Source organism: Aureitalea marina (genome assembly GCF_002943755.1).
GTDB classification, from domain to species: domain Bacteria; phylum Bacteroidota; class Bacteroidia; order Flavobacteriales; family Flavobacteriaceae; genus Aureitalea; species Aureitalea marina.
This window is the reverse complement of sequence record NZ_MQUB01000001.1, coordinates 2665344-2682810: the sequence shown is the minus strand read 5'-3', so window position 1 is coordinate 2682810 and position 17467 is coordinate 2665344. Positions and strand designations below refer to the sequence as shown.

Here is a 17467-nt window from a genome sequence, read left to right as displayed (position 1 = left end):
CGTTCTATTCGCTAAATAGCATCAAAATGAAGGAAACTCATCAACAAATTCAATTTTTGGCCGAACGTATGAATCAATCCATTCTTGGCCAGGAAAATGTCGTTAACCGGATTATAATGGTCCTCTTAGCCAATGGCAATCTCTTGCTGGAAGGAATGCCCGGATTAGCCAAGACCAGGGCGATAAGCAGTCTGGCCAAGAACCTGGATACCGGGCTTAGTCGGATTCAATTTACTCCGGACTTGCTACCTTCTGACATTACCGGAACCGAGGTATATCAACCTGATTCGGATGAAAAGTTCATTTTCCAACCAGGTCCTATCTTTAATAACCTCATCCTTGCGGACGAGATAAACAGGGCCCCGGCCAAGGTACAATCGGCTTTGCTCGAAGCAATGGAGGAGCGGCAGGTTACCGTTGCTGGAACTACGCATAAAATGGACCCCTTGTTTATGGTGATGGCCACCCAAAACCCGGTTGAACAGGAAGGAACCTACCCCCTTCCGGAGGCTCAAATGGACCGTTTCCTGATGCATGTGATTGTTCACTATCCGGATACGGAATCCGAGATCAAAGTACTCGATTTAGTTAGAGGAGAGGCAAGTGAAAAGCAGTCTGGCGGTTCCGAGAACGAAACCATATCACCCCAAGTGATCTTTGCCGCCAGGGACGAGATAGCGAAAATAAAAATCGAAGAGAGTGTCAAAAGGTACATCGTAGACTTGGTAAACGCTACTCGGTTTCCGGCTAAATACAGTGAGCAGCTCAATTCCTGGATGGACTATGGAGCCAGCCCCAGAGCTTCTATTGCCCTAGACAAGTGTAGTCGGGTGCACGCATGGATGAACCAGTTGGACTTCGTAACCCCAGACAATGTCCGGGCTGTTGCGCACGACATTCTGCGCCATCGCATTGTCTCCAGTTATGAGGCCAATGCCGAAGGTATAAACAAGGATCAAATAATTGACGAGCTTCTAAAGCAGGTAGCTGTCGCTTAAACAATATTTATACAATGAAGAGTTTATTAAAGCCGTTTTTTGGAATCGTCCTTATCAGTGTTCTGATCAGTTGTGGTCAACAAACTGAAAAGGAGCTAATCGCAACCAGCCCAGCCCCAGAACAGGACCCACTTCCGTCCTGGAACGAGGGATCAACGAAATCCGCCATACTGGATTATGTGACTGCCGTGACCAACCCGGACAGTGCTGATTTTATTCCGATCGATGACCGAATTGCCACCTTCGATAACGACGGTAATCTCTGGTCGGAACAACCGGCATATTTCCAGCTGTTCTTCGCGATCGATAGGGTTAAAGTGATGGCGGAGAGTCATCCGGAATGGAAAGACACAATGCCGTTTAAGGCGGTATTGGAAGACGATATGGCGGGTCTAATATCGACGGGGGAACACGGCTTGTTGGAATTGGTCATGGCTACCCATGCAGGTATGACCGCAATCGAATTTGAAAGCATAGTAGATGACTGGTTAAAGGCAAGTAAGCATCCCAGGTTCGATCGACCCTACAATGACTTGGTCTATCAACCCATGTTGGAGCTTCTTACTTATCTGCGCGCTCATCAATTTAAAACCTTCATCGTCTCCGGAGGTGGAGTTTCTTTTATGCGGGTTTGGACGGAAGATGCCTATGGAATACCACCGGACCAAGTTGTCGGCAGTAGTATCAAGACTGTTTTCGAATATGACAATGGCCAAGCTAGTATTCGGCGCCTGGCCGAATTGGACTTTATAGACGATAAAGCGGGAAAACCGATCGGTATACATAAATACATCGGAAAAAGACCCGTATTCGCCTCGGGTAATTCTGATGGGGATCTCCAAATGCTACAATACAGTGCCGATAATACATATAAGAGTTTCCAATTATATCTGCATCATACAGATGCCGAACGAGAGTGGGCCTACGACCGGGATTCTTCCATAGGACGCCTGGATAAGGGTCTGGATGAGGCCGCCGCCAAGGGTTGGACCGTTATCGATATGAAGGGTGATTGGAATGTGATCTACCCGTTTCAAGTTGATTAAACCATGCCAAAAGAAAGACTGGATATTCGCGAGCAAGACCGAACTGATCTGGGAGTATATGTCACCCTCAGGGAGTTGATCGCACTTCAATTTGAAGCTCACGGATTCAGTTTCCTACCTAAGTTTGCGGTTCAGAGCATACTTTCCGGACGTCACCGATCCAAACTGAGAGGCCGTGGGCTGGATTTTGACCAGGTCAGAAAATATGTAGCGGGAGACGATATCCGAAACATCGATTGGCGGGTAACAGCCCGTGTCGGTGTAACTCATACTAAAGAGTTTACCGAAGAACGGGAACGTCCTGTGATATTCGTGATCGATCAGAGCCAATCCATGTTCTTTGGCAGTCAGGCTTATTTCAAGTCAGTGGTTGCTGCTCATCTAGCGGCCGTAGGTTGCTGGCGTGTATTGGAAGTTGGGGATCGGGTAGGTGGAATAGTCTTTAATGAACAGCGTATCGATTTTGTTTCTCCCAAACGAGATCGCAGGACCGTTCAGCGATTACTCTCGGTGATCGTGGACTACAATCGTGAATTAAAGGCAAAGGCCGTAGATGTGAAGATAGAAGAGCCACTGAACGAAGCACTTAAAAGAACGGCTCAAATGGTCAGTCACGATTATCTGATCGTCCTTATCAGTGATCTTGGGAATGCAAATGCACAAACCTTGAAGACCTTGATCCGAATGAGAAAGAACAATGATGTCATCGTCGGCCAAATAACCGATCCATTGGAAAGTTATCTTTTGAAGGAGCGATACACCATTTCGGATGGAGAATTTCAGTCGCAAGTTGGTTCCAGCAAAAAATTACGCCGAGAGTTTCACGAGGAAGTATCCAATAGAATGGATAAACTCAAAACAGACTTTAAAAAGTATGGAATCCCACTCATCCCTTTTGATACGAGGAGAGAGGCGGCCAAGCAATTGAGAGATATTGTCTCAGGAAAGACCAGATAAAAGACCAAGATTTGCAGGAACTCAGAACCCTATTGGAAAGTGGAACCCTGGAATACGAATATCCCTGGATGTTCTGGTTGTTACTACTTCCATTGATTGTGATCCTGCTACCTCCCTTAAAGTATAGAACGGAATCGCTTTACGCTCCTTATTTTGACCGACTGGCTAAGATCAAAGGAGAAAAACCATCTGAAGGTGTTCAAATTGCCAGAAGAAACGCAGTTGCCCAGTTGTTTCTCTTTATAATTTGGGGACTCCTGATATTAGCGGCCTCATCTCCTCAACTAGTTGGTGAACCAGAAAAACAGATCAAAACGGCCAGGAATTTCCTGATCAATGTGGATATCTCACTGAGCATGGAAACCACAGATTGGGTTAATAAGGAAGGTAATCGGGTTACCCGATGGCAGGCTGTGAAGGAAGTGATGAACGAATTCATTGAACGCCGTCAAGGGGATCGTATGGGGCTTATCCTCTTCGGAACACAAGCCTATTTGCAGTCTCCCTTTACGGACGATCTACAAGTAATCGAGGCCTTGCTCAATGAATCCGAGGTGGGAATGGCCGGGGCCAAGACCGCAATAGGGAATTCCATCGGGAAATCCGTAGAACTATTTGAACAAGATAGTATTCAAAAAAAGGTCATGGTTTTGATCACCGATGGTGCCGATAGTGGAAGTGAACTCAACCCTATTCAGGCGGCTCGCCTGGCAGCTGTAGATAGTATAAAGATCTACACCATCGGCATCGGAACTACCGGGCCCCAGACATATGAGCTGGACGAATATACCTTAACGGAGATCGCCAAGGCCAGTGGAGGTCAGTATTTTCAGGCATCAGACCGGGAACGGTTGGAGGCTGTCTACGGTGAACTGGACGATTTAGAGCCCATCGAATACGAGAACAACGATTACATACCCAAGCGTTTACTCTTTTATTATCCCTTGATGGGTGCACTTGTATTGGCTTTGGGATATCAAGTGATCTTTGGCTTGTTGAGCACGGGTAAAAAAATAATTTCTAAAGCCAGGGCCGATGGATGAGTTAAGCCTACAGGAATACCTGCAATATGCCTGGGATAATCTCTGGTTTCTGCGGCCGGATTGGCTCTATGGTTTTATACCTATAGGATTTCTTTTATTGCTGTTTGTTATCATTGGCAAACAACAGCAACGCTGGAAAAGAATGTTTCCAAAAGTAATGTTGCCTTATTTGACGATCAAGGGAACCAAAAGACAGTTTATACTGCCAAGAATACTGTTGATAATGCTATTATCATTGATAACCTTGGGTGCTGCCGGGCCTACCTGGGAGCAGATCGAACGTCCCGGTCAGAAAACAGAAGCTGCCCTTGTTATCCTAATGGATGTCTCCAGATCCATGCTGGCCGAGGACATTCAACCCAATCGGCTTGAGCGGGCTAAGCTGAAAATCAAGGATTTCTTTGAGGCGGGTCCCAGCTCTAAGGCTGCTTTAATTGCCTATGCCGGGACGGCTCATAGCGTTGTTCCGTTTAGTAAAGATTATAAAACCATCGCCCGGCAAATGGATGCGCTGAGGCCCGATATCATGCCGGTACAGGGTAGTTATCTGGAGGAGGCATTAAACATGGCGGATTCCTTGCTACAGAATATCATTGCGCCTAGTACGATTCTCTTGGTTACCGACAAAATTGATCAGGATGATATAGCCAGGATCTCTCAAACTGCCGTACGCACCCATGTTGAGGTCATGGCCATTGCGACCCCCAATGGCGGGACCATTCCCAATCGCAATTCTGTACTGAAAGATGCTCAGGGGAATACGGTGATCCCTAGACTAGATGTGATTGCAATGGATCAACTGAACACCGTGGAGAATGTCAATGTTGTAACGGTAACCCTGGATGCCAGTGATGTTCAAATTCTTGCTGCCCGAGTGAGACAGAATCTGGAATTTGAGATCGATCTTGAGAATGCCGAGAGTGAATGGAAAGACATGGGAATCTGGTTGGTTTTCCCTTCTTTACTGATCGCTCTGCTTTGGTTCCGAAGGGGTTGGAAAGTACATTGGGTACTGGCTTTACTGATCACATTGAGTTGTGACGAAGCCGGTGAGTTCAACTTGGAAGACCAGTTCTTTACTGCCGATCAACGGGCGGAACTAAAGAAAAGACAAGGTAAAGAAAAAGAAGCCGCAGCGACCTATGAAAGCGGGGATCAAAAAGGATATGCCTATTACCAAATGGGAGATTTAGAGGCCGCCGCCGAAGCCTACAGTAAGGATGTAACAGCCGAAGGTTTCTATAACCTGGGAGTCATTTATGCTGAAATGGGGGATCTGGAGGCTGCGGAACAGGCCTTCGATTCTGCCCTGGAAATGGACCCCAATCTCGACATTGCGCGACGTAACCGAGATCAAATTATCGTTGTTCGAGATTCACTGGCGGCTGCCCAAGGCCTGGAAATAGGCCGATCTATCGAGAACGACCTCAACCTGGAGAATTTGAAAGAATTTGATGAATCTGCTCAACTGGATGATAAAGACCAAGCCCTTGATAGTGAAGAAAAATATGAAGGCCAAGGTGATATTCAGGAAATGGTGACCAAAGAGGTCGATGAGAACACCATCGATGTCTTCGAATTTGACGAAAGTATAGTGATCGATAAGGATGCCGCCAAACAGACCTTACTCCGCCAGGTCACCGAAGACCCTTCCCTATTTCTAAGACGAAAATTTGCCTATCAGATAAAGAACAGGGCCATTCCCATCGTTAAAAGTGAACAACCATGGTAGGTCTCCGTGAACATATTTCACTGTTAATTTTATCGATGATGCTGTTATTGTCCGGATGGGGGATAGCACAAACTAAACCGGCCAGCATATGGGCTACGGCCAGATTGAGCAAAGAACAAGTGATGGTTGGAGAGCCATTAATAGTTACTGTGACAGTCTATACCAGCACGTGGTTCACAAAGCCCCCAGTATTTAGTGAGATCCAGGTACGCGGAGCTGTAATGACGAAATTAGAATCCAGGACGGGGGCAAAAACAGTGACCATAGGCCGGAAACAATATCCAGCTATCGAACAACGGTTCGTGATCTATCCAAATGCCATCGGTCAAAATACACTTCCGGAAATTGAAGTCGTCACTACAGGCCCGCCTGAGGGAGGATATAAGGGGATTGAACGGACAGTACACACCAAGTCCAGGAGCTTTGACGTCTTAGCACCACCAGAAGGAATAGATGCGACCAATTGGCTGTCGGCATACGATCTGAATTTGACCGAAACATGGGACCGCCCATTAAGGGACCTAAAGGCCGGCGATATCCTGGAGCGTCGTATAACTATAAAGGCGCAAGGCGCCCTTGCTGCATTTATATCCCCAATCGTGCCGGAAAAACCGGATTTTGGAACCATCTATCCCAAACAACCTATACTTGGAAATATACAGGGACAGACCTTATTTAACGGAAGTAGGACGGAGATACTGACCTATCTTTTGGAAGAAGATGGAAGTTTTACCATACCCGAGGTGAGCGTACAATGGTTCAATTTGCGAAACCGACAATTGGAGACCGAATCCATTCCCTCATTTACCATCGATATTGCGGATAACCCCGACCTGGAATTCATCCTATCACGCCAAAAAGAATTGCAGGAAGAACTGGACAAAGAGACAGAACGGTTGGAAGAAGAGGATGAAGAACCCTTCGAATTCATGGGGCTCAACTGGTGGCAACTCACTTTGGTGATATTGGCCGCTAGCGGTATATTATCCCTGATCTACAGATGGATAAAAAAGATTGAATTCAGGCGTAAAGAGGCTCAAAAAGCCAAGTTAATTTCAGAGCCTTACTTATTCAAGGAACTAGAAAAGGCTATTAGTAGCAATGACCCAGAAAATTCCATTCAGGCCTTGGCAAGATGGTATGACGCTTACAGGCAAGGTAAATATGGTGCGAGCATTTATGAATTTGCCCAGGACAAACACCAAGAAACGCTTCTTAACGAATTGGTCAAATTTGGTGAAATCGCCTTTAAAGAAGACCGCCTTGCGCAATCAACCTCACAACTCAAGTCATTATATACAGCTCTGTCCGATACGCGCACCTCACTCAATAAAGAATCCCATTCCAAGAACGAAGAGGCCTGGATGAACATAAACCCGACAACCCACTAAATGATACAAGAAAAGGTCATACCAGAAGTAGAAGGGATTATCCCTCCCGATCCGGTCTCTTTTTGGCCTCCTCAGCCCGGTTGGTATGTGGTCATGGTTGTTTTGTTAGCACTACTTATCTGGTTGATTGTCAAAATGATGAAAAAGTACCGTCGAAATGCGTACCGGAGAATGGGCTATCAACAGCTGGAAGATCTAAAAAGCGCTGAGGTTGATCAAGCCAGTTTGATCCAGTTGAACAATCTATTAAAAGCAGCCAGTATAGAAGCTTATTCCAGGGAAGAGGTAGCATCGCTAAGCGGATCTAAATGGGCGGAGTTCTTGTCATCCAGTTGTAAAACTGATCCGTTTACACCAGAGCATAAAAATTTGATATCCAAGGGAAGTTTTGATCAATCACTGATTGAGAACACCAAGCCAGAAAGTTGGCAAATCTTATTAGTTTCTTCTCAAAAATGGATGAAAACTCATCGTTCTTAACTAGATTTATCAATATGAAAAAGATACTCTGTTTACTGTTTTGCCTTTTGGCCGGTTCTGCGGTCTTCGGGCAAGAACATGAGGAAAGTAAAGAAGAACATAATCGTCATGCTATTGTTGTCGGAATTGGCCACGCGGCCGTTTTACAGGGTGTTCGAGACGGCGAAGTCGGCAATCTATATATCCCGTCATTCCTGGTGCAATACAACTATCGGATTTCTGAAAAATTTGCCTTGGGCTTAAATATTGATGTACTTATTGAAAACTTTGCTATTGAGGACAGAGAAGGCCTGGAAGTCGAACGAGAGCGCCCGGTAGCGACTATCCTTGTTGGGGGATATGAACTGGGATCCGGATTCTCTTTATTACTAGGTGGAGGAGTTGAGTGGGAAAAAAACGAGAATTACGGTTTGATCAGATTTGGATTTGATTATACCCATCCCCTTGGAGACAAGGGGTTCGAATTCCTAGCCACATTAAACAGTGATATCCTTTTTGGAGGATACAACACTATTAACCTCGGCCTAGGAGTAGGCAAAACATTTTGATTTTTATTTCATGAAGATTTTCGCCCTATTTCTAATTGTTCTTAGTGTTATTGCTTGCCAGCAAGGCAAGAAAGAGGCCGAACCAACAGAAAAGGTAGATTCAACTCTGGACTGCCACCCTTCCGGTGGTCGCGCTCAGATGCTATTGAACTCAGCCAACTCTGATAGTGTCGATGTGAATACATCCACTACTGAATTGTCTGATATCGATGAAGAGGCCGCTCTCGAAGGAGTCTCCGATTCCTCAATTGAAGGCATGGTCATGATCCCTGCCGGAGAGTTCATGATGGGAGGCGAAGGCCCTCTTGCCCTTCCCAGGGAATATCCTAAGCATCCGGTGAAGGTAGATGGCTTTTACATGGACACCCACGAGGTGACCAACGCAGAATTTCGTGCGTTTGTTGAGGCCACAGGTTACAAGACCATCGCAGAACGACCTATCGATTGGGAAGAATTAAAGAAGCAGGTGCCTCCCGGGACGCCTAAACCCCCGGACGAGATGCTAGAAGCAGGCTCTTTGGTTTTTAACCCTCCACCAAATGTGACCGATCTGACCAACTATTTCCAATGGTGGGCCTGGACCAAGAAAGCAGACTGGCTTCACCCAGATGGTCCCGGAAGCAGTATAGAAGGTAAAGACGATCACCCGGTTGTTCATATTGCAGTAGCAGATGCCAAAGCCTATGCCAATTGGGCCGGTAAAAGACTTCCTACCGAAGCCGAATGGGAATGGGCAGCAAGAGGAGGATTAAAGGATCAGCCCTATCCATGGGGGTCAAAGGACGTAAATCAGGCGCCTTATGAATGCAACTTCTTCCAGGGGACCTTCCCAACATCCAATCTGGTAGCCGATGGCTATGAACAATCCGCTCCAGTAGGCAGCTTTAAACCCAATGGCTATGGTTTGTATGACATGGCCGGTAATGTATGGGAGATCACCTCAGACTGGTTCAACGAGGACTATTATAAGACTCTGTCAAATTCAGAGCCTACTGTTAACCCTCAGGGGGCTCCCGAAAGCAAATATTCCGGGGCGCCATTTGCACAGCAGACAGTCATCAAAGGTGGTTCATTTTTATGTAATGACAGTTATTGCGCCAGTTATAGGGTCTCTGCCAAGATGCCGTTAGAAGTGGACGCTGCTATGAATCATGTAGGCTTTCGCCTGGTAAAGGATATTTCCCCTCAACCTTGATCTATTTCATATGAATGAACAAGTTCATATCATTGGAGGTGGCATTAGCGGGCTGATCGCTGCCCGGGTGTTGGAAGATCATGGATTAAGTCCCATAATCATAGAAGCTTCGGACCGTGTTGGAGGTCGCTTGCGAACGGACAAGATAGATGGTCACCTGCTTGATCACGGATTCCAGGTACTGCTCACAGCCTACCCCAGCCTGAAGAAATACCTGGATCTGGAAGCATTGCATCTCACTAAATTCTTGCCGGGATCCATCATATTCCACCAAGGTAAAAAGTCGCTACTCGGTGATGCCTCCAGAAATTCTAAATTTCTTTGGCCCACCATGCGTTCCAATGCAGCTACGCTTTCTGACAAACTGAAAGTGTGGAAACTCAATAAGGAGCTGCAGGCAAAACCTTTGGACCGTATTTTTTCAGAACCGGAGGTCACAACTTTAGAATACCTCCAGAAAAAGGGCTTCAGTACGAGGATCATCGAACGATTTTTCCGGCCATTTTACAGTGGAATTTTTCTGGAGAACGAGTTGAGCACCTCCTCACGAATGTTCGAATTTGTCTTTAAAATGTTCGCTCAGGGTTCCGCCAGTTTACCTTATGATGGGATCGAGGCCATTCCGCGTCAACTTCAAGACCGACTGAAGCGAACTTCTTTCCATTTTAATAAACCTATTGCAGAGATCCGGGAGCACGAAATAGAATTTAAATCTGGGGAGGTCATAGCTCGAGAGTACCTGATCAATGCCACTAATGATCCTATGTTGCACTCCAGGAATGCACCCAGTGCAGCTCCTAGGCACTGGAAATCCTGTCAAACGCTTTACTTTAAAAGTAGTGGCCGGGTGATCCACCAACCCATCATTGGATTGATTGCCTTTAAAGACGCACTCATAAACAACATCTGTTATTCCAGCCGTCTTTATCCACATCCGGATGGAGAAGAAATGCTATCGGTGACTGTAGTAAAAGAGCATCACTTGGGACAAGACCAATTGGTCAAACAAGTCATAAAGGAGTTAAGGGAGCACTGTGGTATTGATACCGATATTGAGTTTACCAAATTATACGACATTCCGCAAGCACTGCCGGAACTCAATAATCTGCAATACGATCTGAAACCAGGTTCGACCCAATTGGACAGTCATACCTTTTTAACCGGAGATACCATGCTCAATGCCTCCTTAAATGGAGCGATGCTGGCCGGTGAGCAGGCCGCTTTAGATGTGCTCAAAGCTATTCAGGAGAAGGACCTACAATAAAAAACCCGATCAAATAATGATCGGGCCTTTAATTCTTTTTTCAATCTTTCTCTTTTTCACAGTAATAGCCTTCATGAGCTCCATTAGAATAGGATCCTTGGACTTTTTGTACATCTCATTCAATCCTAGGACCAGAGCCTTGGCTCTTCGCGATGCTTTTACCCGATCGCTAGTAGACATATGACTCAGCCGCATATCTATAAACTCGTTGGCTTCGTTAATCCGTTCCATAGCAATTTTTATATAAAAATACGTTTTGTTTAGGTTTATTCCAATTTTTTTAAACAAAATTAACAGGGTCTATTCTTCGGGCATTTCATCTGCCATTACAACAGCTGCTGCCTGCTCGGTATCTGTATATTGTTGAAAGGACATGACAAGGCTATCCTTCATCTTCCAGACATGCGCAAACTGAGCATCCAGCGTCTTGCCCGTAGCATTGTTCTTCGCCTGGTATCGCCCTGTAACCAGAACACCATCTTCACCCAGCGGCGCAAACTGCTTATCTACCAGGTTCCAATACTCCCATTCCTGTCCTATACGAGCAAACACGCCATTTAAAACAGCTTCTTTTCCAACAAAGGGACCTCCTTCATAATAAATGAATCCCTCTGCTTCATTCCACTGAATGTCTTCAGTCAAACCAGCAAGAACCTGGTCTACCTTGCCCTCGGCAAAGGAATCGTATAAGGCTGAAATGCGATCAACAGAAGTTGGTCAGGGATCAACAGCCATTTCCTCCTCTTGCTTTTTTGCACAGGCAACAATTAATAGGGGCATCAATAAAATGAGTAGTTTCTTCATAATCTATTGGTTTGGTGTACATAAAGTTACCCAATAAAACCCAATTCACTTAGTCCCAAAAAAATAACCCCGGAAGATCCGAGGGTTACAACTAACGTTTATTTATTCTAGTCAATACCTTGACCAATGATGTATGGAGCGCCGGCATCCTTTAACACCTGCTCTATTGCTGGTAAGGTCTGCTGGTTCATGCTAACGATCCTGGGCCGAACAGCATTCATCATAGATTTAGCAATTCCTAAGCTCTTTCTGTGTAATGGGGTCGGACCATAGGTCGTATTCAATCCCCGGCTTGCCGTCCCAAAATGAGACTGAACACTAGGTGGATTGCGCTCCCCGATCTCGTTCTTGGACTTGTTGCCAAACATGTCTTGCTCTAAGGTGATCATGGCCGAGCGGGCGTCAGCTAACCTTTGATTGACATTACCTGGTATCAATGGAGTCCTGGAAGCCGCAGTGGTCAAAGCCTTCAGCATCCGGTTATTCTCGTCCATTATATCCCTAAGAGCATTCAGATCGTCCTGGAACTGTTCGATCTCTTGACGGTAGGCATCAAAGGTTTGATAGTCTACTCCCTTCAACACTCCTTCACGAATGGATCTTACCTCGAAACTGACTGGGCCATCCAGCTTGGTAACGGCTCCCTCTTTTTCCAGGTAAAGGGTTGCCTGGTAGTTTCCTGGGGTTACCATAGGACCGGCATTCCACCATCCACCACCTCGGTTGTCTGAAGCATTGCCTCGGATGGAACGACGACTCTCATGCCTGAGATCCCAAGTGATTCGACCACTGCCTTTGCTAGCACCCTTTGAAACATTTCTGATCACGTTCCCTTGAGCGTCTTGTATACTTAACCAAAGCATAGCCTTACCTTCATTGGCTTCTTCGTCCAAGGCCTCCCATCCTGGGAAGGGTACATTCTTGGTATCCTTGTTCAGGGCCTTTTCACTTTCCTTTCGTTGAGCCTTAAGAGACTTCTCCAGATCGCTCAAGTGGTAGGTAAAGGTGGCTCCGAAAGCCGGGTTCTTAGCGAAATAATAATCCGCCCCTGTATTACCTACATTAGAACGCGGAACATAGTGCTTAGCTGCCCTTGGGGCAAATAAAGCCCCTGGCTGAGCCAGTTTCTCCGCACCCATTTGACGCAGTGCGCTATAGTCGTCTAACACATAGAAACCTCGGCCGAAGGAGGCTGCGACAAGGTCATCCTCTCTTTTTTGGATAACCAGGTCACGGAATGCCATATTAGGTGTTCCTGGTAATTTGTGCCACTTGGAACCACCATCCAAGGTGGTATAAATTCCGAATTCTGTGGCCAGGAACATCAAACCAGGACTCTGATAATCCTGAACGATTCTCCAGGTTAGGGTTCTTTCCGGGATATTTGAGGAAATAGAGGTCCAGCTTGCTCCTTTGTCCGTGCTCTTAAACACATAAGGTTTGAAGTCACCTTCTTTGTGGTTGTCTAAAACCACATATACGGTATTCTCATCGAAAAGATCCGCTTTGATATCGTTCACAAAACTTCGCCCGGGCAGGCCAAATCGTGTAACTGGAATTCGGTTCCAGCTACCTCCATCATTCTCTGAAACTGCAATGTAGCCATCGTCTGTTCCGGCGTATAGCAGACCTTCTTTTACAGGGGATTCGGACAGAGAGGTAATGGTATTGTAGTTGGACATGGCATTCACATCCCATGGATTATCCCAGCTCTGTTGACGCCCCATGATAGGCAAGGTGATCCGCTCTTCATTACGGGTCAGATCTCCAGAGATCGGTGTCCAATCGTCTCCTCGGCTATCCGACTTCCAAACCCGATAAGAGGCAAAGTACAGACGGGATGGATCGTGAGGACTTACCAGAATAGGCGCATCCCAATTGAAGCGTTCATGCGGATCTCCGGCCTGGGCCTGAGGTTGGACCATTACCTGTTCTCCTGTAGTCAGATCAATCCGATGCAAGCCTCCTTGCTGAGTCTCCGCATAGATGATATCATTGTACTGTGGGTCCGTCGCCGATTGATGACCATCCGCAAAAAGTGTCTTGTACCAGTGTTTATTGGCAATTCCTTCACGTTCGTCCGTCTGGGAAGGGCCTCCAACTGAACCATTGTCCTGGGTTCCTCCAAAGATGTGATAGAAGGGTTCCGCATTGTTAACCGCAACCTTGTAGAATTGTGTTAAGGGTAAATTCTTAATGTAACGCCAATTCTCTGCCAGGTCAAAACTTTCATAGATGCCTGCATCGGTACCTATCATCAGATAATCCGGATCATCTTTCTTAAAGGCAATGACGTGATTATCTGAGTGCTTGTTCTGTTCCTTTAACTGATTGAATGTCTTTCCTCCGTCTTCCGAGGTCAGTACCCGAACATTCATCAAATACAATCGATCGAATTTATGTGGACTGGCATACAATTCCTGGTAGTAATGTGGTCCTGTACCACCGGAAACAGCGTCGGACATCTTCTTCCAGGAGCTCCCTCGATCTGCCGAACGATAAACTCCTCCTTTGGTACGATCCAATTCGATGGCCGCATAGATCACATCTGGTTGCTGAGGAGAAATGGCCAGACCGATCTTCCCCATATTGGATTTCGGAAGACCCGTACTCAATTCTTCCCAGGTATCACCCCCATCATAGGAGCGATGAATCCCCGTACCAGGTCCTCCACCCATATAGGCCGCTACTGTTCTGTGCCGGTCCCAGGTAGCCGCATACAGCAACTGAGGATCCCTCGGGTCTATCATCAGATCGGTAACCCCTGTCCAGGTGTCATCTCCCAATACCTTGTTCCAGCTTTCGCCGCCATCTGTGGTTTTATAGAGACCTCGCTCTCCTCCAGAACTCCAAAGTGGACCCTGGACTGCAACCCAAACCACATCAGAATTATCAGGATGAACGATGATCTTGGAAATATGCTCACTATTTTTTAGACCCATGTTCTTCCAACTGGCACCACCATCAAGTGAACGATAAACCCCGTCCCCAAATCCTACGTGACGGCCTCCAACATTCTCGCCGGAACCAACCCAGATGGTAGAGGGGTTACGGGAATCGATGGTAATACAACCTATAGAGTATGAAGCCTGTCCGTCAAAAAGTGGTTTCCAGGTTGTTCCCGCATTTTCGGTCTTCCAAACTCCTCCAGACCCAACGGCAACGTACCAAACACTTTCATCATCAGGGTGGATAGCAATATCTGCAATACGGCCAGAAAGAAAGGCCGGTCCTACATTTCTAAACTTAAAAGCATCCAAGGAAGGACCCTTTTCTGAGGAAGTATTGGAGCTTCCTCTCTTTTGCGCGATCAGCAGGCCTGAGGGCAGCAGTAATGCCAGCGCAATAAGCCCGATACATAATTTTCTCATGTGAAATTGTAAAAGTTGGTGAAGTTCTAAAAGTACCAAAATGGCTTTGATCCACCTCGGGTTTTAACGCAATGAAAAGCAGTGAATTCCTACATCAGTCTCCTCAAGCTTCCGTAAAGGTGACTTTAATTATTCATACTGAATTGATTATCCAATGAATTACTAACACTCTTTTGAAAAGCGTCCTGGATCAAGAAAAAGAAATTCTGGGACTGAAAAGGAAAAATATTAACTAAATGACCCAAGCCTTGATCAAAGCTTAGTTTTTTGGCCGGTCTATTTAGATCTCAAGAAACCGTATTTGACGATACAGTAGATGGCTCGAAAACCGTCCTTCCATCCTATTTTCTTACCTTCTTCGTAAGAGCGACCATAATAGGATATCCCAACTTCATAAATTCGGATCTTAGGGATACGCGAGATCTTGGCCGTTACCTCTGGCTCAAAACCAAAGCGATTCTCCTTCAAGCTTAAACCCTTGATCAAATCCGTCCGGAACAACTTATAACAGGTCTCCATATCGGTCAGGTTTAAATTGGTAGCCATGTTGCTGAGCATGGTCAGAAACTTATTGCCAATAGAATGCCAGAAGAACAGTATGCGGTGCGGGTTGGAACCCATGAAGCGAGAGCCATAAACCACATCGGCATGACCCTCGAGTATAGGTTTGAGCAGGTCATTGTACTCCCTTGGATCATACTCCAGGTCCGCGTCTTGTATGATCAGTAAGTCACCTGTTGCCTGTTTTATACCTGTGTGAAGGGCGGCACCTTTTCCCATATTCTTTTGGTGCTCAACATAACTGATGGTCAGGTCCGGATGATTAACCATGTATCGCTGGATGGCACCTTTGCTGTCGTCGGTCGAGAAATCGTTCACAATGACCAATTCCTTTTCCATCTCCCCGATCAATTGGACCGAACGAACCTTATCCAGAATCAGATGGATAGTTCTCTCTTCGTTGTAACAAGGGATGATAATGGACAACTTTTTCATGCCCCGAATTTAAAATAAGTTTTTCATTACGAATTATGTAAGTTTAACTTTTGACTAGCGACTGATTTAGAGAAGCGCTATTTTTAAAGAAAAATTATGAGAGTTCACCGGCTCTATTTGCTTCTTGTCGCCATTGCGTTTGTGGCATGTGAAGATGATGAAGAATTTGTATCGGACACCATAGGAACTCCACTTGGTGGGGCGAACGGATGCGAAGGTGTGAGCTACCCCAACTGGGAAACGTCCAACAATGTTCTTCCGTATCCCGTTGGACAATCCTACCAGATCGGTTTGAGCAATTGCAGCGGACCACCACACAGCGAAGGGGCCCCTGACCAATTTGGCATCGAATTTAAAATGAGTGTTGGGACCTTAGTGACAGCTACGAGAAAGGGAACCATCATGCTAGTGGAAGAATCAGGTGATGACTTCTCACCTACTCTGAATTTTGTTATCCTTAGAGACGAAGACGGCTTCTTCTATCACTATCAGAACCTGACCAAGGATGGAGCTATAGTCGAAGAAGGCGATTTTGTGGAACAAGGTGATCCCATTGGCTTCAGCGGAGCCTCAGGAAATGCAGGCGCTCCTATGATGCGTTTTGTAGCAACCCGATTTGGCGATTGGCGCCCAGGGTACCAAACCTCTTTCCCCATCACCTTCAGAAATACCTCAGCCAATCCAAAAAGCCTGATACAAGGAGAATCTTATCGGGCTCTCGATTTTACACCTGAGGAGTAGTCACATTACTAGGTATTCGGATTGACAGGAATTGTTGTTGTTAACTGCCCCAAATATTGATCGATATTCTGAATCAGAAACTGGGTATTCTCCTGCACCTCTTCAAGCCAAACATTCTGAGATTCCACATTTTTCATCATCAGGAAGATCTGCCCCATGATCTCCGGCCCGTTGATGGGGTCCATCTCTTCCGCAGACGGGTAATTTGTTTCCATATTCATCATCGCCCGCATGGATTCTTTATTAACCCCAAGACGGGTGATCAGGTCACTAAATTTCCTTACAATTTGTTTTACTCTTTCCTGGGTACCCGTATCGACGATCTCTCCCCGATAGTACTCAGACAATTTGGAGCGAAGTTCATCGTCTTGTACAATACCGATATTCTCCGAGGAAAGCATATTGTCGAAGGCTGCCCGATTGGGTATAAACACGTCATAATTGACTAGACTACCTTCAGGTTCCTTGTTGAGTAGCCCGAAGAGATAGAGCATATGCTCGGTCTTGGATTTGTCCTTACCCATTTCACTGATGATCTGAAGGATGAGTGCAATTTTCTTTCCATTGAAATCAAAGACTCTGTTTTGGTCTGCCAGGTCCTTTTCCAGAGAAGCTCTTATCTCCTTGAGGTAAACTTTCTCCTTATCTCTGCTGATGCGCTCCTGGTTCCAGTTGTTGACCTGTAGGGCAATCAGTATACCGATAACGACCAGGAGTATCTCGCCAACGGCATAGATCAGGTACTTTCCAACCCGTTCCTGGTTGAGTAATTTTCGACGAATACGTCTAAAGAAATGTATCATGGATAGTTAGTTCCCTTAAAGATAAGAAAGCGAAGCCATTAACACCAAAAGCGAGATGATGAAGGAGCGCTTTCCTCCTTCCTGCTCGATCTAAATTT

The 17467-nt window shown here is 46.0% G+C and carries 16 protein-coding genes; 11 read left to right on the top strand and 5 right to left on the bottom strand.

What is annotated here, in order from left to right:
- Window positions 1-26 precede the first annotated feature (26 nt).
- Genes BST85_RS12295 through BST85_RS12250 form a run of 10 tightly spaced genes read left to right on the top strand, consistent with a single transcriptional unit; the run spans window position 27 to window position 10654 of the window.
- Complete coding sequence (locus tag BST85_RS12295) at window positions 27-998, top strand: AAA family ATPase (protein WP_181040017.1); 972 nt, start codon at window positions 27-29, stop codon at window positions 996-998.
- Window positions 999-1012: 14 nt separating this feature from the next.
- On the top strand, window positions 1013-2044 hold the full coding sequence (locus BST85_RS12290) for an HAD family hydrolase (protein ID WP_104813529.1): 1032 nt from the start codon (window positions 1013-1015) through the stop codon (window positions 2042-2044).
- A gap of 3 nt (window positions 2045-2047) precedes the next feature.
- Entirely contained in the window at window positions 2048-3001 is a 954-nt protein-coding gene (locus BST85_RS12285; protein WP_104813528.1) for a DUF58 domain-containing protein, read from the top strand.
- Between the two features lie 11 nt (window positions 3002-3012).
- The gene (locus BST85_RS12280) at window positions 3013-4044 is read left to right on the top strand and encodes a VWA domain-containing protein (RefSeq protein WP_245917691.1); all 1032 of its coding nucleotides are present in this window, start codon (window positions 3013-3015) and stop codon (window positions 4042-4044) included.
- The gene (locus tag BST85_RS12275; protein ID WP_104813527.1) at window positions 4037-5776 is read left to right on the top strand and encodes a VWA domain-containing protein; all 1740 of its coding nucleotides are present in this window, start codon (window positions 4037-4039) and stop codon (window positions 5774-5776) included. Before BST85_RS12280 ends, BST85_RS12275 begins: the two co-directional genes overlap by 8 nt.
- 38 nt (window positions 5777-5814) lie before the next feature.
- Entirely contained in the window at window positions 5815-7167 is a 1353-nt protein-coding gene (locus BST85_RS12270) for a BatD family protein (protein ID WP_181040016.1), read from the top strand.
- Complete coding sequence (locus BST85_RS12265) at window positions 7168-7647, top strand: DUF4381 domain-containing protein (RefSeq protein WP_104813525.1); 480 nt, start codon at window positions 7168-7170, stop codon at window positions 7645-7647.
- 14 nt (window positions 7648-7661) lie between these two features.
- Window positions 7662-8195 (top strand): hypothetical protein, encoded by a 534-nt coding sequence (locus tag BST85_RS12260; RefSeq protein ID WP_104813524.1) that lies wholly within the window; start codon window positions 7662-7664, stop codon window positions 8193-8195.
- 10 nt (window positions 8196-8205) lie between these two features.
- Window positions 8206-9390, top strand: a complete 1185-nt coding sequence (locus tag BST85_RS12255) for a formylglycine-generating enzyme family protein (protein ID WP_245917690.1) — start codon at window positions 8206-8208, stop codon at window positions 9388-9390.
- Between the two features lie 10 nt (window positions 9391-9400).
- On the top strand, window positions 9401-10654 hold the full coding sequence (locus BST85_RS12250; protein ID WP_104813523.1) for an NAD(P)/FAD-dependent oxidoreductase: 1254 nt from the start codon (window positions 9401-9403) through the stop codon (window positions 10652-10654).
- A gap of 9 nt (window positions 10655-10663) precedes the next feature.
- Here BST85_RS12250 and BST85_RS12245 read toward each other — a convergent pair whose 3' ends face one another.
- From BST85_RS12245 to BST85_RS12230, 4 genes are all read right to left on the bottom strand, one after another.
- Window positions 10664-10885: a hypothetical protein gene (locus tag BST85_RS12245; RefSeq protein ID WP_104813522.1), complete on the bottom strand. Its 222-nt coding sequence runs from the start codon at window positions 10883-10885 to the stop codon at window positions 10664-10666.
- Between the two features lie 69 nt (window positions 10886-10954).
- On the bottom strand, window positions 10955-11353 hold the full coding sequence (locus BST85_RS12240; RefSeq protein ID WP_104813521.1) for a nuclear transport factor 2 family protein: 399 nt from the start codon (window positions 11351-11353) through the stop codon (window positions 10955-10957).
- A 212-nt stretch (window positions 11354-11565) separates the two neighbouring features.
- Complete coding sequence (locus BST85_RS12235) at window positions 11566-14829, bottom strand: WD40/YVTN/BNR-like repeat-containing protein (RefSeq protein ID WP_104813520.1); 3264 nt, start codon at window positions 14827-14829, stop codon at window positions 11566-11568.
- 276 nt (window positions 14830-15105) lie between these two features.
- The gene (locus BST85_RS12230; protein WP_104813519.1) at window positions 15106-15825 is read right to left on the bottom strand and encodes a glycosyltransferase family 2 protein; all 720 of its coding nucleotides are present in this window, start codon (window positions 15823-15825) and stop codon (window positions 15106-15108) included.
- Between the two features lie 96 nt (window positions 15826-15921).
- Here BST85_RS12230 and BST85_RS12225 point away from each other — a divergent pair, with 96 nt between their 5' ends.
- Entirely contained in the window at window positions 15922-16566 is a 645-nt protein-coding gene (locus BST85_RS12225; protein WP_104813518.1) for a M23 family metallopeptidase, read from the top strand.
- An 8-nt stretch (window positions 16567-16574) separates the two neighbouring features.
- On the opposite strand, the gene BST85_RS12220 is transcribed toward BST85_RS12225, so the two are convergent.
- Window positions 16575-17369 (bottom strand): DUF6090 family protein, encoded by a 795-nt coding sequence (locus BST85_RS12220; RefSeq protein WP_104813517.1) that lies wholly within the window; start codon window positions 17367-17369, stop codon window positions 16575-16577.
- Window positions 17370-17467: the final 98 nt, after the last annotated feature.

What these genes read in the sequence shown, in the direction of transcription:
- BST85_RS12295 (WP_181040017.1), top strand. Translation starts at nt 27, where the DNA reads ATGAAGGAAACTCATCAACAAATTCAATTTTTGGCCGAACGTATGAAT.
- BST85_RS12290 (WP_104813529.1), top strand. Translation starts at nt 1,013, where the DNA reads ATGAAGAGTTTATTAAAGCCGTTTTTTGGAATCGTCCTTATCAGTGTT.
- BST85_RS12285 (WP_104813528.1), top strand. Translation starts at nt 2,048, where the DNA reads ATGCCAAAAGAAAGACTGGATATTCGCGAGCAAGACCGAACTGATCTG.
- BST85_RS12275 (WP_104813527.1), top strand. Translation starts at nt 4,037, where the DNA reads ATGGATGAGTTAAGCCTACAGGAATACCTGCAATATGCCTGGGATAAT.
- BST85_RS12270 (WP_181040016.1), top strand. Translation starts at nt 5,815, where the DNA reads ATGCTGTTATTGTCCGGATGGGGGATAGCACAAACTAAACCGGCCAGC.
- BST85_RS12265 (WP_104813525.1), top strand. Translation starts at nt 7,168, where the DNA reads ATGATACAAGAAAAGGTCATACCAGAAGTAGAAGGGATTATCCCTCCC.
- BST85_RS12260 (WP_104813524.1), top strand. Translation starts at nt 7,662, where the DNA reads ATGAAAAAGATACTCTGTTTACTGTTTTGCCTTTTGGCCGGTTCTGCG.
- BST85_RS12255 (WP_245917690.1), top strand. Translation starts at nt 8,206, where the DNA reads ATGAAGATTTTCGCCCTATTTCTAATTGTTCTTAGTGTTATTGCTTGC.
- BST85_RS12250 (WP_104813523.1), top strand. Translation starts at nt 9,401, where the DNA reads ATGAATGAACAAGTTCATATCATTGGAGGTGGCATTAGCGGGCTGATC.
- BST85_RS12245 (WP_104813522.1), bottom strand. Translation starts at nt 10,885, where the DNA reads ATGGAACGGATTAACGAAGCCAACGAGTTTATAGATATGCGGCTGAGT.
- BST85_RS12235 (WP_104813520.1), bottom strand. Translation starts at nt 14,829, where the DNA reads ATGAGAAAATTATGTATCGGGCTTATTGCGCTGGCATTACTGCTGCCC.
- BST85_RS12230 (WP_104813519.1), bottom strand. Translation starts at nt 15,825, where the DNA reads ATGAAAAAGTTGTCCATTATCATCCCTTGTTACAACGAAGAGAGAACT.
- BST85_RS12225 (WP_104813518.1), top strand. Translation starts at nt 15,922, where the DNA reads ATGAGAGTTCACCGGCTCTATTTGCTTCTTGTCGCCATTGCGTTTGTG.
- BST85_RS12220 (WP_104813517.1), bottom strand. Translation starts at nt 17,369, where the DNA reads ATGATACATTTCTTTAGACGTATTCGTCGAAAATTACTCAACCAGGAA.